Genomic DNA, 24,904 nt, shown 5'->3' on the forward strand with positions numbered 1-24,904 from the left:
CGATCGTCAACAGGGGTTGGGTTTTCAGCGCTTCTTCGGTCGTACGTCGATGGCCAGGCTGATGCTGAACGCGACGACGATCAGTGCGCCGCCGAGCAGGGTCAGTCCGGTGTCACCGAACAGTCCGGCGGTCATCGCGGCGAACAGGACGACGAGCGACAACACCACGGCGACCGCGATCTTCCAGTCATCACCGATGATGAAGTCGTACCAGAACTGGCCGAACGCCTTGAGGAACCTCATTTCTTCACCTCCACAGGGATGTCGCCGGCCACGACCGGCGCCGGCACGGCGGGCTTGCGCAGCACGCTCACGAAGATCCGGCTGAGCAGCAGCCAGGCGGCCAGCAGGACCAGGATCATCAGGTCGTGGCCCGGCCAGTCGAGGCTCTCGCGGCCGTCGCGGAAGATGCCGATGCCCTCGACCGCCCAGTAGGTCCCGAACGAGGCGAGCAGCAGGCCGACGCCGTACTTGAGCAGGTTCTCGTTGATCATCGACAGCGGACGGCGCAGCGCGATCGCGATGCCGAGCACGATGACCACGGCCGCGGCCGCGCCCAGGCTGGCGCCGGGGATGTTGCCCGCGTTCAGGCCGAAGGTGAGCACGATGAACACGACCTCCATGCCCTCCAGGAAGACGCCCTTGAACGAGACCATGAAGGCGAACAGGTCCAGGCCGCCCTTGCTCTCACCGGCCGCCTTCGCCGCCTCGACCTCCTCGCGGTAGATCGCGTCCTCGTCGTGGACCGCCTTGCGCCCGGACGATCTGAGGATCGCCTTGCGCAACCACTGCAGGCCGAAGATCAGCAGCAGACCGCCGATCGCCAGCTGCAGCGCCGATTCCGGCAGCCAGTTCGCCAGCGCGTAGCCGGCCGCCACGGTGACCACCGCGAGCGCACCGAGCGCCGCGAACGTACCGACCAGCGCCGACTTCCAGCTCCGCGTGTAGCCCATCGCCATGACGATCGTGGTGGCTTCCACCATCTCCACGAAACACGCGACGAACGTCGCGACGATCAACCCCCACGTTGCCGCGTCCATCTCTCACCATCCTTCTGTCAGTTGCAACATCTGTTGCACGAAACGATAGTTACACAGATCCGGGGGTGTCAACGGAACGTCTCGTACGCCGGGCCGCACCCGGCCGCGGGCATGCCGAAGCACCCGAGGTGATCAGGGAGTCACCTCGGGTGCGTCGGCGGGGAGGGTCAGGCCAGCGCGGCCACCAGCGTGGACGCGGAGATGTTGCCGCCGCAGGACACCACGGCGACGCGCTTGCCCTCGAGTTCGGTCCGCCGGGCGCGCGTGGCGGCGAAGGCCATCGCGGCGGAGCCTTCGATCAACTGGTGCTCGGTGTCGATCACCATCCGCAGCGCGGCGCTGATCGCGTCCTCACTGACCAGCACCCAGTCGTCGACCAGGTCGCGGCACAGCTCGAACGTGATGCTGCCTGGTTCGACACTGCCCGCCGTACCGTCCGAGAGCGTCGACTGGGCGTCGACCTGGATGATCTCGCCGGCCCGGACCGACGCCGCCATCGCGTCGTCGCGGACCGGCGAGGCGCCGTACACACGGATGCCGGGCAGGTGCTTCTTGAGCACCGACGCGACGCCGCTGATCAGTCCGCCGCCACCGACCGCGACCACCACCGCGTCGAGCCGTGCACCGCCGAGCTGCTCGAGGATCTCCACGGCGACCGTGCCCTGCCCGGCGATGATGTCCGGGTCGTTGTACGGCGGCACGTAGGTCAGGCCGTGTTCGTCCGCGTAGGCCCGGGCCTTCGGTTCGAGCACACCGGAATCGTTGCCCTCGGCCCGTAGTTCCAGGCCGAGCCGGCGCAGCGCGGCGACCTTGCTCGGCGACGCGTTCTCCGGCAGGTAGACGATGCCGTGCCCGCCGAGGGTCGCGAGCGCGTTGCCGACACCGAGTCCGTGGTTCCCGGTCGAGGCGGTCACCACGCCGGCCTGGCGCTGCTCGTCGGTCAGCGTCAGGATCTTCGCCATCGAACCGCGAGCCTTGAACGAGCCGGTGCGCTGGAGGTGCTCGGACTTCACCAGCACCTCGGCGCCGAGCTCGTCACTGAACGCGCCGAAGCGGACGAACGGCGTGAGCGGCAGGTGCTCACGCAGCTTCGGGGCGACCCGTTCCGACCGCTCGGCCGCTTCCGCGGGGCTCAACGTCATGCAGTACTCCTATCCGGTTGCGACTGAGAGCTGGGCCCGGAGGCCGGCTCGCAGCGGGATACACATCGGCTTGCCACTGACCGGGTGCGGGACCACCTTCGACTCCACCCCGAACACGTCCCTGATGGTGTCGCAGGTGAACACGTCCTCCGGCGTGCCCTGGGTGACGAGGCTGCCGGACTTCATCACGAACACGTGGTCGGCGTACTCGGCCGCCATGTTGAAGTCGTGCAGCACCATCGCCACCGTCTTACCCTGCTCCTGGTTGAGCTGGTGCAACAGGTCCAGCACCTCGAGCTGGTAGGCGACATCCAGGTACGTCGTGGGCTCGTCGAGCAGGATCAGGTCCGTGCCCTGCGCGAGGCAGAGCGCGATCCAGACGCGCTGGCGCTGACCACCGGACAACTGGTCCACGTGCTGGTGCCGCAGTTCCGCCGTACTGGTCACCTCCATCGCCCACTCGACGGTCTCCTTGTCGGCCTGGCTGGGCACCTTGAGCGACGTACGGTGCGGGTGGCGGCCGAACCAGACCAGGTCCTCGACCGAGATCGACTCGGGCGTGACCAGGACCTGCGGCAGGATCGCGAGCAGCCGGGCCACCTCCTTCGTCGGTGTGTCCTGGATCGACTTCCCGTCCAGGATCACACTCCCCTTGGCCGGTGGCAGCAACCGGGCCAGGGCCCGCAGCGCGGTGCTCTTGCCGGAGCCGTTGGGACCGATCAGCACGCTGACCTTCCCGTCCGGGATGGTCAGGGTCAGGTCCTGGGCGATGACCTTCTGGTCATAGGCGAGCTGGACGCCTTGTGCCTGCAGACGCATGGCGGTTCCTACTTTCCGGTCTTCACGAGCAGGTAGAGGAAGTACGGGCCCCCGACGACCGCTGTCACCAGGCCGGCCGGGATCTCGAGGGGCGGTGCGAGGCCGCGGCCGATCATGTCCGCGAACAGCATCAGCAGTACGCCGAACAGCGCGGCGGCCGGGATCGACGCCAGGTGCCGGCCACCGAAGACGCGGCGGGCCATGTGCGGGGCGATCAGTCCGACGAAGCCGATCGTGCCGGACACCGCCACCGCGGCCGACGCCAGCGCGACCGCGAACAGCAGCAGGATCCGGCGCGTCTTCTCGACCGGTTCGCCGAGCCCGGCGGCCAGGTCGTCGCCGAGGCCGAGGACATCGAGCTTGCGGGCCCAGATCACGATCAGCGGCACCAGTACCAGCACCCACGGGAGGATCTGCAGCACCGAGCTCATCGACCGTCCGAACAAGCTGCCGGTCAGCCAGATCAACGCCGCACTCACATCCAGCGGATTCCGCACCAGCAGGAACCGGATACCGGCTTCGAAGGCGGCGCTGACCGCGATACCGACCAGCGCGATCCGCACCGGCGTCGCCCCGCGGCGATAGGCCAGCAGATACACCAGCGCCGCCGCGACCAGGCCGCCCACGAACGCGGCCGGGACGACCGCGAAGACCGGAACGCCGGGAATCGCCAGCAGCAACAGCATGCCCGCGAATCCGGCACCCTTGGTGACGCCGACGACATCGGGTGCGGCGAGCGGGTTGCGGATGACGCCTTGCATGACGCCGCCCGACACGGCCAGCGCGATGCCGACCAGCCACGCCAGGAGAACTCGCGGAAGCTGGAACTGCACCACGATCTGCGCCGCCTGGTCACTGGTGTTGCCGATGACCGCGTTGAAGACGTCACCCATCGAGACGTCGGTGGCACCGACGCTGAGACTGTAGAAACTCAGCACGATCGCCAGGACACCGAGCGACCCCATGAGGACGGCCGGATGCCGCTTGGCCAGTGAGGTCCGGCGTACATGCTGCGCCAGAATCGCTGTACTGGTCATGATGTCACCTTCTGCCGACGGGCCAGGTACACGAAGATCGGTGCGCCGATCAGGGCGGTCACCACACCGGCCGGGACTTCGAACGGCGGCTTGACGTAGCGGGACAGGATGTCGGCGTACAGCACCAGCACGCCGCCGCCGACCGCACACAGCGGCAGCAGAACGGTGTAGCTGGAACCCACGATCCGGCGCATGATGTGCGGCACGATCAGGCCGATGAAGGCCACCGGGCCGGCCACGGACACTGCCGCGCCACACAACACGATCACCAGCGCCGACCCGATCATCCGGGTCCGCTCGACGTTCTGGCCGAGACCACGCGCCATGTCATCGCCCAGCGCCAGCAGATTCAGCGGCCGTGCCATGGCGAACGCACCGATCAGGCCCAGCACCAACCACGGCAGCAGGTTGCGAACGTCCTGCCAGGTACCGAAGTTGACCCCGCCGACCAGCCAGAACAACACGCTGTCGGTCGAGTTCTCGTCGAAGATGATCAGCACCTGCGTCAGCGAGATCAGCAGGCTGCTGGCCGTGACACCGGCCAGCGCGAGCCGGACCGGACTGACCCGGCCACTGCCCGAACCGGCCAGCAGCATCACTGACACACCGGCCACGGCCGCACCACCGAACGCCAGCAGGATCGTCGGCGCACCGCTCAGCGACGGCACCACAGTGATCGCCAGGACGACGACGAACACCGCGCCGGCGTTGACGCCCATGATCTCCGGCGCCGCGAGCGGGTTCGCCGCGACGGCCTGCATCAACGCGCCCGCCACCGCCAGGGCGGCGCCGACGCAGAGCGCCAGCACCACCCGCGGCAGCCGGATCGACTGAAGGATCAGCTCATCGGGCTGGTCGGCCTTGATGAGCGCCCCCGGCAGCCGGGCCAGCGAGATGTGCTGACTGCCGATCGACAGTCCCCACGCGACGCCGACCGCGACCACCACCAGCAGCACCAGGGTCACCCAGGTGACCCGCTGCTTGTTGGTGACGATCTTCGGACGCTTGTGCGCGGCGTCCTCGGAAGGTTTGGGCGCAGTGCCCACGGACAAGGACATGTCACTTCCCGTAGAGGAGTTTGACGGCTTCCTGAGCGACCACTTCGGAGGCGATCAGACCGCGCGACCGGGACCACTCGTTCGGGTCGACGTCGAAGGTCGTGTTGTTCTTCACCGCCGGGATCTCCTTCCACAGCGGGCTCTTGGTCCACTGGTCCCGCAGCGTCGGTCCCTCGTTGGGCGCGATGAACATCACGTCCGGCTTGTTGGCGACCAGCGTCTCGAGGGTCAGCGAGACCGAGGCGTCGCCGGACTCGTCCGGCAGCGACGACTGGATCCCGATCGCCGACAGGACGCCTGGCGTGTAGCCCTTCGGCGGGAACCCGGTGAAGCCCTTCTCGGAGGCGCGCACGAACAGCGCCTTGCGGTTCTCGCCCTCGGGCGCCTTGGCCTTCAGGTCGGTCATCAACTTGGCGTGCTCGGCGAGCCGGGTCTTCATCTCGTCACACTTGTTCACCGCGATGGCGGTCGACATCTCGCTGTCCAGCACCTGCTGGTAGTTGCCGTTCAGGCTGGCGTAGGCGATGGTCGGCGCGATCTTGGACAGCTGGGCGTAGATCGCCTTGTGCCGGCCGCTGTCGGCCACGATCAGATCCGGCTTCAGCGCGGTGATCACCTGGATGTTCGGCGTCGCGCGCAGACCGACCGACTTGTACTCGCCGACCTTGTCGCGCAGGGCGGGGATGATCCGCTTCGGCTGGTCGTCGTCGGCGACACCGACCGGCGACATGCCGACCGCGACCAGGGCGTCGACGAAGGAGTACTCCAGCGCCACCACCCGGACCGGGTTGCCCGTGATCGTGGTGGTGCCGAGGTCGTGCTTGACGATACGGGTTGCTTTCCCGCACTGCTCCAGGTTGACGGTCGGGCTGACGCCTTCGGCAGCCGCGGCGCGGTCGGCGTTCGGCGCCGCACCGGTGGAGGGGGAGGCCGCGGCGCCGCAGCCGGACAGGGCGACCGCGGCAGCAGCGGCGGTCAGAGTGACGGCGGCGAGTACGCGCCGCAACCTCGAGGATCGGTGGACCATGGCATTCGCTCCTGATGTCGACAATGCCTTGCAGGGGTGGGTTTCATCCGGCCACGGCGAGGGACAGCGCCGGGTCGTCGACGTCCGGCCGGTCGGAGAGACCGGGTCCGTCGTAGAGGTTCCAGGGAGCCTGCTGGTAGCTGTTGCTGCAGGGCAGGCCGGGGGTCAGCCGGTAGGTGCCAGTGGTCAGATCGACCAGGCTGGACACGATCGTGGCGTAACGGTCGAGCTCGTGCCGGCGCGGATCGACGTGCTGGCAGACGGCGTTGGGGTGACTGAAGTGGTCGCTCATCGTCGTTTGCACGATGGTCTCGACAGCCTTCTCGGTGGTGCCGTCGCGGCGGACCTGACGCAGGCCCTCCTCGACGCGCGGCACCCGGTAGAGCGAATCCACCGAGAACGGTTTGTAGGTCTCGTTGATCTGGGGTGGGACGAAGGACTGGAAGTGGTTGCCGTGCACCAGCAACCCGTCGGTCGGATACATCCAGCCGTGCCGGCCGGGTGTCGTCTCCACGTCGATGGCGAAGCCCTCGCGGTGGGTGAGGAGCAGGTTGCTGGACAGGCTCTGCCGGGCGTTGAAGACCACCTGCAGTGCGTCGTACATGTCCCAGCTCTCCAGCACCATCCGGCGGACGAAGGTGCCGGGGACGCTGAGGCCTGAGCCGAACCCGGCGCCGAGGCCGTTGGCGTTCAGCGCGAGGCCGGCCGAGTTCGCGCCGTGCCGGGCCAGTTGGCCGGCCTCGACGTGACCGATCACGGTCGGCTTGCCCGGCTGCGAGACCCGCAGGAGTACGACGGTGTCCGCCACCCCGGCCCACAGGTCCCAGTTCTGTCCGGCCCAGACATGTCCGAGCGGGTTGGCCTGCTGGAGGATCGCGAACGACGTACAGCCGTCATCTCGCTGTTGCGTCGCGGCGTCGTCCTCGAACGGGTTGCCCCGGGTCAGTTCGCCACGGCTGTTCAGCGCGAGGATCTCCGCGAAGGTGCGTCCGGAGCCCTCGGCGATGCCACGGACCTCGTCCAGCAGGTCGGGCGCGATCGGCTCGATCACCGGGACCCAGCGCTGCGCCCGCTCCAGGACCTCGGCCCAGGGCAGCCCGGTGGCGCGGGGAACGGACTCGGCGTAGAACGCCAGCGAGCGCTCGATCAGCGCGCGTGCGCCCTCGCCGTACTGCCGGCCGCGGTCGCGGGCGTCGGCGCCGGAGATGTCGATCGTCGGAAGCTGTGACACGGAAGTCGCTCCAGGGAGTGGACGGAACCGAACGTGAAACCATTGGTTCGTTGTGTTCACTACGAATATTCGTCTGACGGTAGTGATTGCTACAATCGCTGTCAACGGGTCGCGACATCGTTTACCTGGCGGTGACAAACCGATCCGGGTGACATGATCTGCGTACTGACAGGCACAACTGGGAGCCGGAGGACCACCGTGGCCAAGACCAAGGCACCCACCCTGCCGGAGCGGGTGGCGAGCCGAATCGACGCACTGACCGCGACCGAGCGCAGGATCGCCGAGTACCTGTCGGCGCATCCGCAGGAGGCCGCGTTCTCCTCGGCCGAGGAGCTCGGGCGAGCGACCGGCACCAGCGACGCCAGCGTCGTCCGGACCGCCAAGGCGCTGGGCTTCGACGGCCTGCCGGGCCTGAAGCGATCGCTACAGGGCGAACTGCAGGCCCTGCTGACGCCCGCGAACCGGCTCAGCAACAGCCTCGAGTCGTTCGACGACGGCGCGGAAGGGATCCTCACCGCGACCCTGCGCGACCACGTCGAGCGGCTCCAGCAAGCCGAACGTTCGATCGACCCACAGGCGTTCGAGCACGCCGTCGAGCTGATCGACCAGGCTCGCGAGACCGTGATCTGCGGCTTCGCCGGCCTGGACGGGATCTCGGCGTACACCGCGACCCACCTGACCCGCATCGGCCGCCGCGCGCGGACCGCGACCGACACCGGCTACCGGCTGGCCGACCGGCTGCTGATGCTCGGCCCGGAGGACGTGGTGATCGTGATCGCCCACAACCGGATCATCGTGGAGACCCGCGTCATCCTCGACCTGTGCGCCGAGGTCGGTGCCCGCGCGGTGCTGATCACCGACACTCTCGGTGAGGCGTTGCGCGACCAGGTCGACGCGGTGCTGTCGGCGCCGACGAGCCGTCCGGGGACGTTCACCAGCCAGGCCACCGTGCTGATCCTGCTCGAGGCACTGGTGATCGCCGTGGCGGCACGCGACCAGAACCGTTCACTGGAGACGACCGACCGGATGAACCAGTTGCGGGAGGAACTGATGGGCTTCTCCCGCGCCGACGAGGTGGCCCTGAACCTGCCGTCGCAACGGCGCGCCCGCAAACGCACCAACCGGACCGAGAGCGCCTGAGCGGCCTCTCGTCAGACCGTGCCCTCGGTGCGTTCGTAGACGTCCGCTTCGAACTCCTCCAGCAGACGCTCACAGTCGGCCACCTTGGCCCGGGCCAGGTCCTTGCCGTCGGCATCCATCCAGTCCCGGCCCTCCACCTTGGTCAGCCAGCGGCGGAGCTTCTCCAGGTCCTGGCGGATCTCCTCGGCCTCCTCGAAGGTGTAGTTCTCCCGGAACCGCTCGAACTCGATCTCCTTGACGAACTTGGTCTCGCACTCCTCGACGATCTCGGCGTACTCCTTCGCGGACTGGCCGCGGAAGCCGTCCACGAACTGCTCGCGGGCGTCGTCGTCGACATCGGTCAGGGTGAGGAAGACGCTCGAGCCACCCAGCTCGGTCACCTTCTCCCGCACCTTCTCCATGCCGGTACGCAGCTCGTCGCGGTCCGGCAGCACGCACACCGCCTGCTGCACGTAGAACCCGCCGAGCCGCTTCAGCTCCCGCCACACCGCCACCCGGGCCCGCGAGGACTCGCTCGGCACCTTGTAGATGAGCAGCAGCCAGCTCTCCGCTGCGGGACTCTTGGGCTTGGTACGACGGGTTGCCATGCCGGACAGGTTATCCGCTGACACGACTCCGGATCCCCTCGACGAGAAACGGCATCACCTCCCGCCAGTCCGCGACCAGACCGACGTCGCAGTGCGCGAAGACCTCCGCCGCCGGATCGGTGTTGATGGCCACTACGGTCCCGGCCCGGCTCGCGCCGGCCAGGTGGTTCAGGTTCCCGGACAGCCCGACCGCGACGTACATCCGCGGTGCGACGCTGCGTCCGGTGATGCCGATCTGCCGGCCGTGCGCCATCCAGCCTTGGTCGGTGACCTTCCGGGTGGCGGCGAGCTCGGCGCCCAGGAGGACGCGCATGGGCTCCAGTTCGGCGTATGTGTCGGGTGAGACGCCTCGGCCTACGCTGATGACGACCTCGGCCCGGTCCAGTGCGTCACCTTCGTTGCCGGTACGGCGTTCTGCTCGGTGCAGTGCCGGGTCCGCGGCCACCGGCAGCGTGTGTTCCTTGAGTGTGCGGTCTGCTCGTGGCGTGCGCAGCGGCAGCAGACCGGTCCGGAGGGTGGCGATCTGTGGTGAGCCGTGGCTGATGATCTCGGCGAGGGTGCCGCCGCCTGACGGTTTCAGTCCGGCGAGGCGGGGCGTCGTACCGCCGGTGACGCTCAGGCTGACGAGGTCCGACATCAGCCCGGCCCCGGAGGCGACGGCGAGCCGCGCGAGCACTTCGCGATCCCACGGGAGCGCGGCGCCGAGTACGGCCCATGGCTGCCGGGCCACGATCTCTTTCGCGAGGGCTGCGGCGACAGGACGGGGCTCGTCACCGGTGAGCATGACCACCGAGTCAGCTCCCCACCGTGCGAGATCGTCGGTGCTGTCGGCTGTTCTTACTGCGGTCACGGATCCGCCGACCTCGGCTGCAAGCGTCGCCGCCGCACCCAGCAGGGCGCGAGTACCTGCTTCTGGTCCCGGGCCGACCAACACCATCACGTCGGCTCCCAGCCCTCCGGGTACCGCCTGGTGGGGTGGGTCCGGGATGGGGTCGGATGCAGCTGGGGCCTTGGGGGTGAAGGAGCCTCGGGAGAGGAGTTCGGTGATGGCTCGGGTGGCTTGGATTCGGGGGTTGCCTCGGAAGATGACGGGGTCACGGGTGAGAGGCGCGGGGTGGACCTGGGCGACCTTGGTGGGGCTGCCGGGGAGACCCCAGTCGGCTGGGGCGAGGTCGGCGGTGGTGACTTGGCGGATCGCGTTCGCGGGCGGCCAGGTCTCGGGCGGCGCCTTGCACGGGTCGCAGGAGCGTTCGGCTACTGCCACGACGGCGGGGAGGTCTACGACAACCGATTCCGTGCCTGTGTCGTATTGGACCGTGGTCCGAAGCTGCCTTCCGCTGGAGTCAGGCTCTAGAGTCAGGACCGGACCAGTGAACGGCAGCCCAAGGATCTCGGCGAGCATCGCACCAACCGCGCCGGTGCTGCCGTCGACCGAGCTGGCGCCGACCAGGATCAGGTCCGGCGGTTCATCGAGCAGCGCAACAGTCGACGCGAGCGCCCGAGCCGTGACAAGACAGTCCGATCCGGCCAACGCCGGATCCGTCAGGTGCAGTGCGTCGTCGATTCCCCACGCCAGCGCCTCACGCAGTACGTCGGCCGCCACAGGCGGACCCATGGTGACGGCGGTACTGCGGCCGCCGCACTCCCGGGCCAGCCGGACCGCCTGCGCGACCGCCCGGCGGCACCACGGGTTCATCTCGGTGATCGCGCCGGCCCGTTCGAGCCGGCCGTCGGCGTCAAGGCGCCCACTGTGATCACCTTTCGGCACCTGTTTCACCAGGGCCGTGACGAGCAGGTTCATGACAACCCGGTCCCCACTGCCATCCCGATCGCGAACGTCACCGCGGCCGACAGGCCACCCAGGAGCAGTTGCCGGCCACCGCCGTACCAGAACGGGCGGGCCGTGATCTTGCCGACGATCCCGCCGGTGACGACCAGACCGAGCGCGCTCAGCAGCAGCGCGGGCAGCACGGACGCGGCCCCGAAGATGAACGGGATCAGCGGAACCAGCGCACCGAGGGCGAAGGCGGCGAACGAGGACCCGGCCGCCAGCCACGGCGACGGCAGGTCGTTGGGGTCGACGCCGAGCTCTTCGCGCACATGGACGTCGAGTGCCACGTCGGCATTGACGGTCAGTTCGCGCGCCACCTGGGCGGCGAGCTCCGGGCGCAGGCCCTTCGCCTCGTACATCATCGCGAGCTCGCGCTCTTCTTCCTCCGGGTGGATCTGCAGCTCGCGCCGCTCCACCTCGATCTCGGCCTTCATCAGCTCGGTCTGCGACGAGACCGAGGTGAACTCGCCGGAGGCCATCGAACAGGCTCCGGCGACCAGGCCGGCCAGCCCGGTCATGATCACGACCTTGCCGGTCGCCCCGCCGCCGACCACACCGGCGACCAGGGCGAAGTTCGACACCAGCCCGTCCATCACGCCGAACGTCGCCGGCCGCAGCCAGCCACCGGTCACGTCACGGTGCGAGTGGTGGATCTCCGACGGTGTCTCCGCAACTTCCGCGGTCATCTCCATACATCCTTCCGAGTGAGGTGAGCGCAACCTTAGTTAATCTGCATCACCTGTTACATAAGTCTATTCGTTACTTTCCTGAAGCGGCAACGGCTCCGCGGTCGGCTGCTGAGAGATGCGCCACCGTCACGCCGGTCGCGGTCATCGTCCGGGTCACCGCGCGGCCGCCGTACACCCAGTAGATGGTCAGTTCGCCGTCGCCGCGGTTGATGAACTGGTGCGGTACGCCGGCCGGCACCCAGGTCGCGTCGCCGGCCTCCAGGTCGATCCGCTCGTCGCCGATCACCGCGGTCGCCTGCCCCGCGAACACCAGCACCGACTCCTCGACGTTGTGCGAGTGCAGCGGGATCCGAGTGCCGACCGCGAAGACCGTCGTACCGGTGGTGATCTTGTTCGACTCGCTGTTCCAGGCGCCGACGTACGGAACGGTCCGGACGCCGCTGCCGCGGTCGAAGACCTCGACGTCGTCCGGCTTGATCACCAGCCGCGGCGCCGGATCGGCCGACCAGACGGTCTTGAGGTTCATGAACTCGCGCATCCCGTGCGCTCCGAGCTCGCGGCCGTAGCCGGACCGTTTGATCCCGCCGAACGGCAGCCGCGGGTCCGACGCGACCATCGCGTTCACGAACACCGCGCCGGCGTCCAGGCGACGGACCAGCTCGGACGCTCGCTCCTGCGCGGTCCACAACGACGCGCCCAGCCCGAACTCGGTCTGGTTGGCCAGCCGGATCGCTTCGTCGGCGTCGCGCACCCGCGTGATCGCCGCGACCGGCCCGAACGTCTCCTCGCCGAACGCCGCCATCCCCGGCAGTACGTGGTCGAGCACCGTCGGCTGGTAGTAGAAGCCAACCCGATCGGCCACTTCTCCGCCACGCACGAGCGTCGCTCCGGCCTCGACGGTACGGCGTACCTGATCGTGCAAGGTATCGCGGAGACCGGCCCGGGCCAGCGGACCGATCGTGGTGCCGTCGTCGACCGGATCACCGACGACCAGCCTGCCGACGGCAGCGGAGAAGCGGGCGACGAACTCGTCGGCGACAGACTCCTCGACGATGAACCGCTTGGCGTTGACGCAGCTCTGCCCGGTGTTGAGGAAGCGTGCGGTGACCGCGGTGGTCGCGGCGACCTCCAGGTCGGCGTCGGCCAGGACGATGAACGGGTCCGAGCCGCCGAGTTCGAGCACCTGCTTCTTCAGCGCCCGGCCCGCCTGCTCGGCGATGATGCTGCCGACCTCGGTCGAACCGGTGAACGTCACCGCCGCGATCCGGTCGTCCGCGATCAGACCGGCCACCTGGTCGGTCTCGACCAGGAGCACTCCGACCAGACCATCAGGCACTCTGGCGTCCCGCAGTACCGACTCGATCGCCAGCGCGCAGCGCGGGACCGAGTTGGCGTGCTTGAGGATCGCGCCGTTGCCCGCGGCCAGCGCCGGAGCGATGAACCGGAAGAACTGCCAGAACGGGTAGTTCCACGGCATCACCGCGAGTACGACGCCGAGCGGATCGACCTCGACCCGGCCTTCCGCGGTGATCGTCTCCGCGGCCAGGAACCCGGGAGCGTTCGTCGCGTAGTACTCGCAGTTGATCGCACACTTCTCGATCTCGGCGGCCGCCTCGGCCAACGGCTTGCCCATCTCGCTGGTGATCAGCGCGGCCAGCTCGGCCTTGCGGTCGCGGAGTGTGCCGGCCAGGGACTCCAGCAGCTCGGTACGCCGCTGCACCTCGGACCACCGCCAGTTGCCCTGGGCAACCACCGCGGCGGTGAGCATGCGGTCGACACGGTCCGCGTCGTACGGGTCGAAGGTGGCGAGTTGCTCGCCGCTGGCAGGGTTGATCGAGACGATCACTGGGCTTGTCCTTCGCTCAGGCGGTGCAGCACGTACGGCAGCACACCGCCGTGGAGGTAGTAGTCGTGTTCGCGAGGCGTGTCGAGACGGATCCGCAGCCGGTAGCTCTTGCCCGCACAGGACGCGGTGGCGAAGCCGTCCTCGCCGAGGCGGAGGTCGATCGGGTCTTCGCCGGTCAGGTCGTCGCCCTCGCCCGGCAGGAACTCCAGGGGCAGGATGCCGAGGCCGACCAGGTTCGACCGATGGATGCGTTCGAACGACTGCGCCAGCACCGCCCGTACCCCGAGCAGAGCCGGGCCCTTCGCCGCCCAGTCCCGGGACGATCCGGTGCCGTACTCCTTGCCGGCGACAACGACGACCGGTACGCCGGCCGCACGGTAGGCCTCGGCCGCGGCGTAGATCGAGGTCAGCTCGCCGTCCGGTCCACGAGTGACCGCACCTTCGGCGCCCTGTGCGAGCTGGTTGCGCAGCCGGACGTTGCCGAAGGCACCACGCATCATCACCAGATGGTTGCCGCGCCGCGAGGCATACGTGTTCAGCTGATGGCGCGGCACACCACCGTTGATCAGATATCGACCAGCGACGCTGTCCGGAGGGATCGCGCCGGCGGGCGAGATGTGATCCGTGGTGACCGAGTCCCCCAACCGCACGAGTGCGCGGGCACCGATCAGGTCACCAGGGCTCGCCTCCCTACCGAAGTACGGCGGCTGCCGCAGGTACGTCGAATCGCCCCACGCGAAGGTTTCCCCAGCCGGCGCGTCCAGTCCTTGCCACCGCTCGTCGCCCGCGAACAAGTCGTCGTACGCGTGGTCGAAGAGGTCCGGAGTCACGGCGGCGCCGATCACGTCGTCGATGCCGGCCGGCCAGATGTCCTTCAGGAAGACGGACTGTCCCGACGGGTCGGTTCCGAGTGGTTCGGTGAGCAGGTCGATGTCCATCCGGCCCGCGAGGGCGTAGGCGATCACGAGTGGCGGCGAAGCGAGGTAGTTCAACCGGACGTCGGACTGGATCCGGCCCTCGAAGTTGCGGTTCCCGGACAGCACGGCCGCGACGGTGAGATCCTGCGCGCGAACCGCCGCGCCGACCTCGTCGATCAGCGCACCCGAGGCCCCGATGCAGGTCATGCAGCCGAACCCGGCCAGGTGGAACCCCAGCTTCTCCAGGTACGGCGTGAGGCCGGCGGCGCCGAGGTAATCCATCACGACCCGCGAACCAGGCGACAGGGTCGTCTTCACCCACGGCTTGCTGGTGAGACCCCGCTCCACCGCGTTCCTGGCCAGCAGCCCGGCAGCGACCATCACCGAAGGGTTGGAGGTGTTCGTGCAGGAGGTGATCGCCGCGACGACGACCGCGCCGTGCCCCGGGACGTCCGTCGTACGAGGACCGGCGGGGAGTTCCAGGGCCGCTGCCTCCTTGGCGTCGGCCAGGGCGACGCGCTGCTGCGGACGGCGCGGACCAGCGATCGACGGGACCACGGATCCGAGGTCGATGTCGACGTACTCGTCGTACCGAAGCTCCGCAGATGGGTCGTGCCAGAGACCCTGTTCCTTCGCGTAGGACTCGACCAGCGCGACCTTCTCCGGCGGGCGGCCGGTGAAGCGCAGGTACTGCAGCGTGCGGTCGTCGATCGGGAAGTACGCCGCGGTCGAACCGAACTCTGGGCTCATGTTCGCGATCGTCGCCCGGTCCGGCACCGGCAGCCCGGCCAGCGCGGGACCGCCGAACTCGACCAGCTTGCCGACCACACCGTGCGCGCGCAGCGTCTCGGTGATCGTGAGCACCAGGTCGGTCGCAGTCGTCCCGACCGGCAGCGCACCGGACAACCGGACGCCGACAACCGGCGGCAGCACCATCGACACCGACTGACCGAGCATCGCAGCCTCGGCCTCGATGCCACCGATCCCCCAGCCCAGTACGCCGAGCCCGTTGATCATCGTGGTGTGCGAATCCGTGCCCAGGCAGAGGTCCGGGAACACCCAGCCGTCGCGCTCCTCGACCACGCGGGCCAGGTGCTCGAGGTTGATCTGGTGCATGATCCCGGCACCTGGCGGAACCACCTTCAGCTGCTGGAACGTGCGCTGGCCCCAGCGCAGGAAGCGGTACCGCTCGGCGTTGCGCTCGTACTCCAGCTCGACATTCAGCTGGAGGGCGTCCGGCCGTCCGAACACGTCCGCGATCACCGAATGGTCGACCACGAGCTCGGCCGGGATCAACGGATCGACCAGCGCCGGATCGTTGCCACGGGCCACCATCGCGTCGCGCATCGCGGCCAGATCGGCCAGCACCGGTACGCCGTTCGTGTCATGCAGGAACACCCTGGACGGGAACACCTCGAGTTCACCGACCGCACCCGGCTCCCAGGTCCGCAGTACGTCGCTCGCGGTGCCGTGCCGCAGTGCGTTCTCCAGCAGGATGCGCAGAGTCCGCGGCAGGTGATCCGGAGCGACGCCCCGCAGGGACTGGGTCCGGGCGGTCATGCCGACTCGTTGATCGCAGCAACGACAGCGTCGGTGAACTCCGCCGTACCGGCGGTGCCGCCGAGATCCGCCGTACGGACGCCGCTCGCGACTGCCGTCCGGAGCCCGCGGTCGACCAGCGTCGCCGCCTGCTTGGCGTGCTCGCTGCCGAGCCAGTCCAGGAGCATCGCGCCGGAGGCGATCATCGCAGTCGGGTTGGCGAGGCCGCGGCCGGCGATGTCAGGCGCCGAGCCGTGCGCGGCCTGGGCCATCGCGCGGTCGTGTGAGGCGTTGATCGACGGGGCGATGCCGAGCGAGCCGGCCAGTTCACCGGTCAGGTCGGACAGGATGTCGCCGAACATGTTCTCGGTCACGAGCACGTCGAAGTCGGCGCCGTGCCGGACCAGGTGCACGGTCATCGCGTCGATGTGGAAGTCGTCGACCTCGACCTCGGGATACCCGGCCGCGAGCTCGCGGCAGATCTCCAGGAAGAAGCCCGTGCTGGTGCGCAGCACGTTGGCCTTGTGCACGATCGTCAGGTGCCGGCGCCGACGGCTCGCCAGCTCGAGGGCCTGCCGTGCGATCCGCTCGATCGCCGGCCGGGTGAAGATGCCCATCGCGATCGCCACGTCCGCGGTCGGCATGAACTCGCCGGTGCCGCGATAGGTACTGCGGTCCGCGTAGAAGCCCTCGGTGTTCTCCCGGACCACGACCAGGTCGAGGCCGGGCACCAGCGCGGGCGTCCCTTCGAAGGCCTTGGCCGGGCGGATGTTCGCGAACAGGTCGAAGTGCTTGCGCAGGAACCCGCTCGGGTTCAGCTTGGCCCGGTGCTCGGCGGGGTACGCCGCGCTGTCGTGCGGGCCGAGCAGCCAGCCGTCGAGCTTGTCGAGCGTCTCGACCGTGACATCGGGCAGCGCGCTGCCATGCGTCTCGATCGCCGCGGCACCGACCGGGAGCGGAACCCATTCGACGGGTTCGGCACCGGTGGCGGCCAGCGCCGCGTCGAGCACCTGGACGGCGGCGGGAACGATCTCGGGTCCGATGCCGTCGCCGGGCAGCACGCCCAGCCGGTAGTGATCAGCCATGGGAAGGAGTGTGAGTCGTTATAACCTTCTACGTCAAGATCCCGTCAGGGATCGTCTCAAGGCTTGATCTCAAGGTATTCTCTGCCTCAGCCTTGTTATAACCACGGAGGTTCGCCTGTGCCCGAGGTCAAGACGGCCACCAAGGCCGAGGTCGCCTACGAGCTCGTCCGCGACCAGCTCCTGCGCGGCGATCTGGTCCCGGGATCGGTCATCCAGCAGGCCGCCCTCGCCCGCGACCTCGGAATCAGTACGACGCCGCTGCGCGAGGCACTGCGCCGGTTGATGACCGAGGGCCTGGTCGAGCTGGACGCGCACCGGGACGCCCGGGTCACCCGGCTGACCGCCGAGGAGGCGCGCGACCTGGTCGAGATCCGGCGGTCGCTCGACCCGTTGGCGGCCGGCCTCGCGGCCGAGCGTCGTACCAGGCAGGATCTGGACCGGATCCGGGAGACGGCCGACAAGCTGTTGCCGCTGCGGGCCGACCCGGCGTCGGCCGAGCTGGCGACCCACCGGCAGTTCCACATCGCGATCTACACGGCCTCGCACAACCAGTTGCTGGTCCAGACCCTGGACGGACTGTGGGACAAAGCGGACCGGTACCGCAGGCTCGCCCTCGAGGACGGCCGGACCGAGGAGGACCTCGACCGCACCCACGCCGAGCATTTAGCGATGGTCGACGCGATCGCGGCCGGAGACTCCACCACGGCCGCCGCGGTCATGCTCGCCCACGTCGACGCCAGCCTCGGTGCGCGCGCGGTCGCCCGCCTCACGTCCGCCGCCGCACAGCCTGTCGCCCGGTCACTCCGGGGCATCCGGGGAGCGCGCACATGACCGAGGCCCTCTGGACCGGCTACCAGCATCGTGAGGTCGACTCCGACGGCTGGACGACGTTCTGGCGCCTGGACCCACGCGGCCACGACTTCCACCTCACCGACTGGACCGGGTATCCGGACCGCGAGGGCCACCGCCTCTGGGACCGCGCCGCGACGCCCGCCGGCGTCCGGGCCGCGTGGAGTACGACGGCCTCCTCGGTGCGACTGGAGATCCGGGCGGCGCTCGGCATCTACGCGAAGCTGGCACCGGTGGACGTCCTGGTCGATGGCGAGCTGCACCGGCGCTGCGAGGTGCGGGAGGGTGAGCAGACTCTGACCGCCGACCTGCCGGGCCGGCCCGCCGAGGTGGAGATCTGGCTGCCGCAGGCCGGGATGATCGGCTTCCGCGGGCTCGCGTTCGACGGCGACGCCGAGCCGGTGGCACCCAGCGGTCCGCGCTGGATCACCTACGGCAGCTCGATCACCCAGTGCAGCGGCGCCTACGGCCCGTCGGAGACTTGGCCGGCCCTGGTCGCCCGTCGGCACGGCTGGGATCTGGTGGCCCTCGGGTTCGCCGGCGAGTGCCACCTCGATCCGATCGCGGCCCGCACGATCCGGGATACTCCGGCGCGACTGATCTCGCTGTGCCTCGGCGTCAACATCTACGGCGGCGGGACCTTCAGCGGCCGGACGCTGCCCGGCCAGGTCGAATCGTTCGTCTCGACCGTCCGCGCAGGTCACCCCAAGACGCCGGTCGTCGTCATCACTCCCCTGCTCGCCCCCAACCTCGAGGGCAAACCCAACGCGGTCGGCCTCACCCTCGACGACATCCGCGACTGCGTCCAGCGCGGCGCCCGCGTCGACCCCGCCGTACGCCTCATCGACGGCCGCGACATCCTCACCACCACCGAGGCTCTCACCCTCTACGCCGACGACCTCCACCCCGGCCCCGACGGCTACCACCTAATCGCCAACCGCCTAACCCCCCTCCTCTCCCACCCCCTCCCCTAACCCCCCATCCACCTGTTGCGCCGAGTCGTGGATTCCGGCGGCGAATCAGCGATGTCCGGGACCAAAATCCACGACTCGACACCGCGCCCTCCCCGGTGCCCTGCCGCGAGCGGCGGCGGGGGGCTGCGCGCCCCCGGTGTGCTGCCGCGAGCGGCGGCCGACGCGGGGCGCGCTGCGCGCGGAACGGGACGGCGCACGCGGTCGCCGGCAGGGGTCGAGTCGTGGAATCCCTTCACGAATCAGCGATATCCAGGACCAAATTCACGACTCGACACCCCGACCTCCCCGGTGTGCCGCCGCGAGCGGCGGCGCGCGCGGGGCGCGCCGCGCGCGGAACGGGACGGCGCACGCCGTCGCCGGCAGGGGCGAGTCGTGGAATCCCTTCGCGAATCAGCGATGTCCGGGACCAAAATCCACGACTCGACACCGCGCCCTCCCCGGTGTGCTGCCGCGAGCGGCGGCGCCCTCCCCGGTGTGCTGCCGCGAGCGGCGGCGCGCGCGGGGCGCGCGGGGCAGGACGGCGCACGCGGTCACCGGCGGGGGGCGAGTCGTGGAATCCCTTCGCGAATCAGCGATGTCCAGGACCAAAATCCACGACTCGACACCGCGACCTCCCCGGTGTGCGGCGGCGCGCGCTGCGCGCTCCCCGGTGTGCTGCCGCGAGCGGCGGCGCGCGCGGCGGGCGCGGGGCGCGCGGAGCGCGGAACGGGACGGCGCATGCGGTGGCCGGCGGGGTTTGAGTCGTGGATTTTGGTGGCGAATTGGTGACTTCGGGGACCGCGATCCACGAATCGGTGGCTGGGCGCTGGGCGTGTGTTGGCTCGGCGGGTCGGCGGTGGTGTGGATGTGGGGGATGGCAGCCCCCGAGGGGGTTCCCTCGGGGGCTGGGGTGGTTAGTCGGTGGGGGCGAGGCTCGTGCCTAGGGCCTGCCAGTCGAGGACGGGGGCTGCGAGGTGGCTGATGGTGGCGAGGAGGCCGAGGCGTGCGGCTCGGATCTCCGGGTCTTCGGCCATCACCAGGATCTCGTCGAAGAACGTGGTGACCGGCTCGACCAGGACCGAGGCCGCGGTGGCGAAGTCGGCCAGGCCGGTCGGCGCCTGGCCCACCTTCTGGACCGCCTCGTGCAGGACGACCTCGGCCGGCTCGGTCAGCTTGGCCGGGTCGTACGACGCCTCGGTGCCCTCCGGGACGATCCGCCGTACCCGCTGCAGGACGGCGACCAGGTCGGCGAAGTCACCGCTGCCGACCAGCTGCTGCAGGCTCGCCAGCGTCTCGTCGGCCACCGCCGGAGCAGTTGCCAACGGCAACACCGCAGCCACCTGGTGATGGTCGTCGCCGCGGTCCAGCAGCTGCTGCTCGTACCGCCGTACGGTGAACTCGGCGACCTCGTCCAGCGACTCCGCCGGTACGTCGATGCCCTGGGCACCGATCTCCGCGGCGGCGGCGCGTAACCCGACGGGGAGCGTGATGTCGCGGAGCGACGGGTGTTCACGCAGGATCGCCACCACACCGGCGGCCGCCCGCCGCAGTGCGAACGGGTCGGAGCTACCCGTCGGCTTCGCGCCGATGCCGAACAGACCGGCCAGCAGGTCGAAGCGATCCGCCAGGGCGAGCAGCGCACCCGGAGTCGTCGCCGGGACCGGATCCCCGGCCGACCGCGGCAACTCCATGTCGTACAGCGCCTGCGCGACCGCCTCGGTCTCGCCGGCCCGGCGCGCGTACTCGCGGGCCATCGTCCCGGCCAGGCTGGTCAGCTCGACCACCATCTGCGATCCGAGGTCGAACTTCGCCAGCTCCGCCGCACGGCGCAGCGTGGTCAGGTCGTCGCCGTCCAGCCCGACGGTCGACGCGAGGCTGAGCGCGATCCGGCCGATCCGGGCGGCCCGGTCGGCCATCGAGCCGAGCCGCTGCTCGAAGGCCAGCTTCTCCAGCTCGCTCTTCATCGACTCCAGCGAGGTGTCCAGGTCGGCCCGCCAGAAGAACGCGGCGTCCTCGTAGCGCGCCCGCAGGACGGCCTCGTTGCCCTCGCGGACCACGTCGTCCTTGACCGAACCGTTGGCTACGGCAACGAAATGCGGGAGCAGCTTGCCGTCGCCGTCGCGGACCGGCAGGTACCGCTGGTGCTTGCGCATCACGGTGGTGAGGATCTCGCCCGGCAGCGACAGGTAGTCCGCCGAGAAGCCACCGAGGATCGCGGTCGGTTCCTCGACCAGGTTGACGATCTGGTCGATCAGCGCGGTCTCGCCCTCGAGGTCGATCGTGCCGCCGGCCTCGGTGGCCAGCCGCTGCGCCGCCTCGACGATCTGCTCACGCCGCTTGGCCGGATCGGCCTCGATGCCGTGGATCCGGAGCAGGTCCAAGTACCCCTCGGCCGCGGCGATCTCCACCTGCGGCGGAGCCGCGTTCCGGTGCACCCGCGTCGTCCGGCCGGAGGCCAGCGTGGACACCGACACCGGCACGACCTGGTCGCCGAGCAGCGCGACCAGCCAGCGCACCGGCCGGGTGAACGACAACTTGGCGTCGTTCCACCGCATGTTCTTGTCCGAGCGCAGACCGCTGACGATCTCGCCCAGTACGCCGCTCAGCACCTCGGCCGCCCCGCGACCCGGGTCCGGCTTGGTCACAGCGACGTACTCGACGCCGTCCACGTCGAGATCGTGCAGCTCGTCGGTGCCGACACCCTGACCGCGGGCGAAACCGGCCGCGGCCTTGGTCACGTTGCCGTCGGCGTCGTACGCGACCGACTTCCGCGGACCGCGGACCACTCGCTCCGCGTCCGGCTCACCGGCCTGCACGCTCGCGACGAACGCCACCACCCGGCGCGGTGTCGCGTACGTCGTGATGTCGCCATGCCCCAGGCGCGTCGCGGCCAGCTTCTCGGTGAGCGCCGTCTTCACCGCCTCGGCGGTCTTGGTCACCTCCGACGGCGGCATCTCCTCGGTACCGATCTCGAACGTCAGCTGCCGGGTCCCGCTGGTCGCCGGGAACTCGGTCGGCTCCGGGGCCGGCGCGGGCAGCTCGGCGATGCCCAGCGGGTGCTCGAGCTCGGTCCGGCGTTCGGCCCACAGCTGGGCCACCTCGCGGGCCAGCGTGCGCATCCGGCCGAACGCCTTGGCGCGCTCCGTGGTACTCACGGCGCCGCGGGAGTCGAGGATGTTGAAGGTGTGCGAGCAGCGCAGTACGTAGATGTGCGCGGGGACCGGGAGCCGGGCGTCGAGCATCCGGCGGGCCTCGTTCGCGTACTCCTCGAACAGCCGCTTCTGGGCGTCGACGTCGGCGTCGTCCAGGTAGTACCGGCTCATCTCGTACTCGGCCTGGCCGAACGCCTCGCCGTACGAGATGCCCGGCGCGTAGGCGATGTCCTTGAAGTGCGAGACGCCCTGCAGCGCCATCATGATCCGCTCGATGCCGTAGGTGATCTCCACCGACACCGGGTCCAGCGTCATTCCGCCGGCCTGCTGGAAGTAGGTGAACTGGGTGATCTCCAGGCCGTCCAGCCAGACCTCCCAGCCGAGGCCCCACGAGCCGGTCGCCGGGTTCGCCCAGTTGTCCTCGACGAACCGGATGTCGTGGGCGTGGATGTCGATGCCGAGCGCGGTCAGGCTGTCCAGGAACAGCTCCTGCGGGTTGCCCGGGTCCGGCTTCAGGACCACCTGGAACTGGGTGTGCGTCTGCAGCCGGTTCGGGTTCTCGCCGTAGCGGCTGTCATCGGGCCGGACACTCGGCTCGACGTACGCGACCCGCCACGGCTCGGGACCGAGCACCCGCAGGATGGTGGCCGGGTTCAGCGTTCCGGCTCCGACCTCGGTGTTGAACGGCTGCACGATCATGCAGCCCCGATCGGTCCAGTACTTCGTCAGCGCCAGCAGCGCGTCCTGCATGGTGAGCACAACAAACCTCGAGCCATCGTTCGGAGGGGTCAGGGGACGAAGTCTATTCGCCCTGACCTGGCGCTACACCCCGGATTGCCAGGTCGAGGAGACTGCCGGGGGCTACCCACTGATCGGCGCGACTGGCAAACGTTTGATTCTGCGGAGCGCTCGAACTGTGGCGCTCCTTAGACTGGTGGGGTGACCTCGCCGAAACATGCGGCGGTTGTCCGCTAGTTGAGCCGTCCGCTCCCCGGGCGCCGTACCGGCCCTCGGGTGAGCCGTGCTGCCCCATTCGAACTCCTGGCAGGGACGACTCATGACCGTGATCACGGTGAACGACACCCTCTCCGCGGATCGGGCACTGCGCCTGATCGACCGCGGTTCCACTCTTGTCTGGGACGGTGATTTCCAGAACGCGAAACAACTGCTGGCCGCGCTCGGCCGCCGGGTCCCGGCGGCCACCGGAGGCAGCTTCCAGGAGCAGCGCCGGCGCCAGGCCCGGCGCGCGCAGGTGCTCAATTCGTTGCTGATAGCAACGTATGACCACACGATCCGCCTCCGCCGGGCACCGGACGTGCGGCAGGCCTGCCTGGAGGCGTACGGGCCGGCCGACGGCGAGCGGCTCGTGCCGTTGCGGGAGTTGCTCGGTGTCATCGGTGCGCACCAGATGCGACTCGAGGGAGTCCAGGTGCCGGCCCTCGGCGCCCGGATCCATCCGCACTACGGGGTCTTCGCCCCGACGCGATCGGAGTACGTCGATCTGGTCGGCGACTGCCCGTTGCCGCACCCGGCGGTCGCCTTCGACATCGGGACCGGGACCGGAGTACTGGCCGCGGTGCTGGCCCGGCGGGGTGTTCCCAGGGTCGTTGCCACCGACAACAGCGTGCGGGCGGTCGAGTGCGCCCGGGACAATCTCCGGCGGCTCGGGATGCAGGATCGCGTCACGGTGGTCGAGACCGATCTGTTCCCACCGGGGCGGGCCGATCTGGTGGTGTGCAACCCGCCATGGATCCCGGCCAGGCCGATCACGCTGCTGGATCACGCGGTCTACGACGAGGACGGGCGGATGCTCCACGGTTTCATCGGACAGGTGCGCGACCACCTGAACCCGGGTGGCGAGGTCTGGCTGGTGTTGTCCGACCTCGCCGAGCATCTGGGTCTCAGGTCGCGCGCCGAACTACTGGATGGGTTCCGGTACGCCGGTCTGCGGGTCGCCGGCCGGTCGGACGCCGTACCGCGGCACGGACGGGCACGGGACAACGAGCTGACCTCTCTGTGGCAGCTGTGTCCATCCGGCGCATCGCCGTTCGTGGGGAGGGCATGAACAACACATTGGTGGTTGAGGATGCCGAGTTGTACTACGAACTGCGTGGGGCCGGGCCGTTGGTGGTGTTGGTCGGGGCGCCGATGGGGGCGGACTCGTTCGCGCCGCTGGCCGACCTGCTGGCCGCGGACCACACGGTTCTGACGCTGGATCCGCGCGGGGTGAGTCGCAGCACGCTCCGGCCGGGTGGGACGTCGACGCCCGAGCAGCGGGCCGACGACCTGGCCAGGCTGATCCGGCACGTCGGCGAGGGGCCGGCTGCGGTGTTCGGGTCGAGCGGCGGGGCGGTGAGCGTACTGGCGCTGGCCCAGGCCTACCCGGAGCTGGTGAGCACGGTGATCGCCCACGAGCCGCCGCTCGACCGCCTGGTCGAGGACAGTGACGAGCTCCTGGCCAAGTCTGAGCGGATGATGGCCGACTACCTGGCCGGGGACGTGATCGGGGCCTGGAAGCAGTTCTTCGCGCTGGCGAACATCCAGGTGCCGGACGGCATGATCGAGGCGATGTTCGGCGGCGAGCGGGATCCACAGCAGGTCGCCGACGAGCGGTTCTGGTTCGCCCACGAGCTGCGCGAGACGGTGACCTGGGTACCGGACGTGGACCGGTTGCGGGACAGCGGCGTACGGATCGTGGTCGGCATCGGCGAGGAGTCGACCGGCCAGCTCTGCGACCGGACCTCGACCGCGCTGGCCGGGCGGCTCGGCATCGCGCCGACCCGGTTCCCCGGCGACCACACCGGCTTCGCCGACCGGCCGGAGCCGTTCGCCGCCGCACTGCGCACGGAGCTGGCCGTCGAGGTGAGGTGAGACTCCCCGTAGACCGTCAGGAGGAGTATGTGAAGCTGGAGGTGTCCGGTGCGTGCGCTGGTGTGAACGCGGTCGCATCGGGCACCGGTCG

20 protein-coding genes are annotated in these 24,904 nt (G+C 69.5%); 5 read left to right on the forward strand and 15 right to left on the reverse strand.

Going from position 1 to position 24,904, the window contains the following annotated elements; genetic code table 11:
- Positions 1 to 24: 24 nt before the first annotated feature.
- The 8 genes from ACGFH6_RS02365 to ACGFH6_RS02400 all read right to left on the reverse strand — a co-directional run bounded on the left by ACGFH6_RS02365 (position 25) and on the right by ACGFH6_RS02400 (position 7,354).
- Complete coding sequence (locus ACGFH6_RS02365) at positions 25 to 243, reverse strand: hypothetical protein (RefSeq protein WP_393379797.1); 219 nt, start codon at positions 241 to 243, stop codon at positions 25 to 27.
- Positions 240 to 1,040, reverse strand: coding sequence for a COG4280 domain-containing protein (locus tag ACGFH6_RS02370; protein ID WP_393379799.1), 801 nt, complete (start codon positions 1,038 to 1,040; stop codon positions 240 to 242). The genes ACGFH6_RS02365 and ACGFH6_RS02370 overlap by 4 nt, the downstream gene beginning before the upstream one ends.
- Positions 1,041 to 1,207: 167 nt before the next feature.
- A complete protein-coding gene (locus ACGFH6_RS02375; RefSeq protein ID WP_393379801.1) occupies positions 1,208 to 2,182 on the reverse strand; it encodes a pyridoxal-phosphate dependent enzyme in 975 nt (324 codons plus the stop codon).
- Between the two features lie 9 nt (positions 2,183 to 2,191).
- The gene (locus ACGFH6_RS02380; protein WP_131362717.1) at positions 2,192 to 3,001 is read right to left on the reverse strand and encodes an ABC transporter ATP-binding protein; all 810 of its coding nucleotides are present in this window, start codon (positions 2,999 to 3,001) and stop codon (positions 2,192 to 2,194) included.
- A gap of 8 nt (positions 3,002 to 3,009) precedes the next feature.
- The gene (locus tag ACGFH6_RS02385) at positions 3,010 to 4,038 is read right to left on the reverse strand and encodes a FecCD family ABC transporter permease (RefSeq protein WP_393379803.1); all 1,029 of its coding nucleotides are present in this window, start codon (positions 4,036 to 4,038) and stop codon (positions 3,010 to 3,012) included.
- Positions 4,035 to 5,096, reverse strand: coding sequence for a FecCD family ABC transporter permease (locus tag ACGFH6_RS02390; protein WP_393379805.1), 1,062 nt, complete (start codon positions 5,094 to 5,096; stop codon positions 4,035 to 4,037). Before ACGFH6_RS02390 ends, ACGFH6_RS02385 begins: the two co-directional genes overlap by 4 nt.
- A gap of 1 nt (position 5,097) precedes the next feature.
- Positions 5,098 to 6,123, reverse strand: a complete 1,026-nt coding sequence (locus ACGFH6_RS02395; RefSeq protein WP_393379806.1) for a Fe(3+) dicitrate ABC transporter substrate-binding protein — start codon at positions 6,121 to 6,123, stop codon at positions 5,098 to 5,100.
- Positions 6,124 to 6,166: 43 nt separating this feature from the next.
- Complete coding sequence (locus tag ACGFH6_RS02400; RefSeq protein WP_393379807.1) at positions 6,167 to 7,354, reverse strand: C45 family autoproteolytic acyltransferase/hydolase; 1,188 nt, start codon at positions 7,352 to 7,354, stop codon at positions 6,167 to 6,169.
- A 198-nt stretch (positions 7,355 to 7,552) separates the two neighbouring features.
- Between ACGFH6_RS02400 and ACGFH6_RS02405 the strand changes: the two genes are divergently transcribed.
- On the forward strand, positions 7,553 to 8,494 hold the full coding sequence (locus ACGFH6_RS02405; protein ID WP_393379809.1) for a MurR/RpiR family transcriptional regulator: 942 nt from the start codon (positions 7,553 to 7,555) through the stop codon (positions 8,492 to 8,494).
- Between the two features lie 11 nt (positions 8,495 to 8,505).
- Here the strand turns inward: ACGFH6_RS02405 and ACGFH6_RS02410 are convergent, their stop codons facing one another.
- The 6 genes from ACGFH6_RS02410 to ACGFH6_RS02435 all read right to left on the reverse strand — a co-directional run bounded on the left by ACGFH6_RS02410 (position 8,506) and on the right by ACGFH6_RS02435 (position 16,988).
- A complete protein-coding gene (locus tag ACGFH6_RS02410; RefSeq protein WP_393379810.1) occupies positions 8,506 to 9,081 on the reverse strand; it encodes a Chromate resistance protein ChrB in 576 nt (191 codons plus the stop codon).
- Positions 9,082 to 9,091: 10 nt separating this feature from the next.
- Entirely contained in the window at positions 9,092 to 10,882 is a 1,791-nt protein-coding gene (locus ACGFH6_RS02415) for an FAD-binding protein (protein WP_393379812.1), read from the reverse strand.
- Positions 10,879 to 11,598, reverse strand: coding sequence for a VIT1/CCC1 transporter family protein (locus ACGFH6_RS02420; protein ID WP_393379814.1), 720 nt, complete (start codon positions 11,596 to 11,598; stop codon positions 10,879 to 10,881). The genes ACGFH6_RS02415 and ACGFH6_RS02420 overlap by 4 nt, the downstream gene beginning before the upstream one ends.
- 73 nt (positions 11,599 to 11,671) lie before the next feature.
- Positions 11,672 to 13,447 (reverse strand): aldehyde dehydrogenase family protein, encoded by a 1,776-nt coding sequence (locus ACGFH6_RS02425; protein WP_393379815.1) that lies wholly within the window; start codon positions 13,445 to 13,447, stop codon positions 11,672 to 11,674.
- On the reverse strand, positions 13,444 to 15,924 hold the full coding sequence (gene acnA / locus ACGFH6_RS02430) for an aconitate hydratase AcnA (RefSeq protein ID WP_393379817.1): 2,481 nt from the start codon (positions 15,922 to 15,924) through the stop codon (positions 13,444 to 13,446). The genes ACGFH6_RS02425 and acnA overlap by 4 nt, the downstream gene beginning before the upstream one ends.
- A complete protein-coding gene (locus ACGFH6_RS02435) occupies positions 15,921 to 16,988 on the reverse strand; it encodes an isocitrate/isopropylmalate dehydrogenase family protein (protein ID WP_393379819.1) in 1,068 nt (355 codons plus the stop codon). The genes acnA and ACGFH6_RS02435 overlap by 4 nt, the downstream gene beginning before the upstream one ends.
- 117 nt (positions 16,989 to 17,105) lie before the next feature.
- On the opposite strand from ACGFH6_RS02435, the gene ACGFH6_RS02440 reads away from it, so the two are divergent.
- Positions 17,106 to 17,819 carry a GntR family transcriptional regulator gene (locus tag ACGFH6_RS02440; RefSeq protein WP_393379820.1) on the forward strand — a complete coding sequence of 238 codons (714 nt, stop codon included), beginning with the start codon at positions 17,106 to 17,108 and terminating at the stop codon, positions 17,817 to 17,819.
- The gene (locus tag ACGFH6_RS02445; protein WP_393379822.1) at positions 17,816 to 18,811 is read left to right on the forward strand and encodes a GDSL-type esterase/lipase family protein; all 996 of its coding nucleotides are present in this window, start codon (positions 17,816 to 17,818) and stop codon (positions 18,809 to 18,811) included. Before ACGFH6_RS02440 ends, ACGFH6_RS02445 begins: the two co-directional genes overlap by 4 nt.
- An 893-nt stretch (positions 18,812 to 19,704) precedes the next feature.
- Here the strand turns inward: ACGFH6_RS02445 and ACGFH6_RS02450 are convergent.
- Positions 19,705 to 22,692, reverse strand: a complete 2,988-nt coding sequence (locus ACGFH6_RS02450) for a glycine--tRNA ligase (RefSeq protein ID WP_393381142.1) — start codon at positions 22,690 to 22,692, stop codon at positions 19,705 to 19,707.
- A 307-nt stretch (positions 22,693 to 22,999) separates the two neighbouring features.
- Between ACGFH6_RS02450 and ACGFH6_RS02455 the strand changes: the two genes are divergently transcribed.
- A complete protein-coding gene (locus ACGFH6_RS02455) occupies positions 23,000 to 24,007 on the forward strand; it encodes a methyltransferase (RefSeq protein ID WP_393379824.1) in 1,008 nt (335 codons plus the stop codon).
- Positions 24,004 to 24,813, forward strand: a complete 810-nt coding sequence (locus tag ACGFH6_RS02460) for an alpha/beta fold hydrolase (RefSeq protein WP_393379825.1) — start codon at positions 24,004 to 24,006, stop codon at positions 24,811 to 24,813. Before ACGFH6_RS02455 ends, ACGFH6_RS02460 begins: the two co-directional genes overlap by 4 nt.
- Positions 24,814 to 24,904 lie beyond the last annotated feature (91 nt).

It is taken from the genome of Kribbella sp. NPDC049227, from assembly GCF_043197265.1.
GTDB lineage: Bacteria > Actinomycetota > Actinomycetes > Propionibacteriales > Kribbellaceae > Kribbella.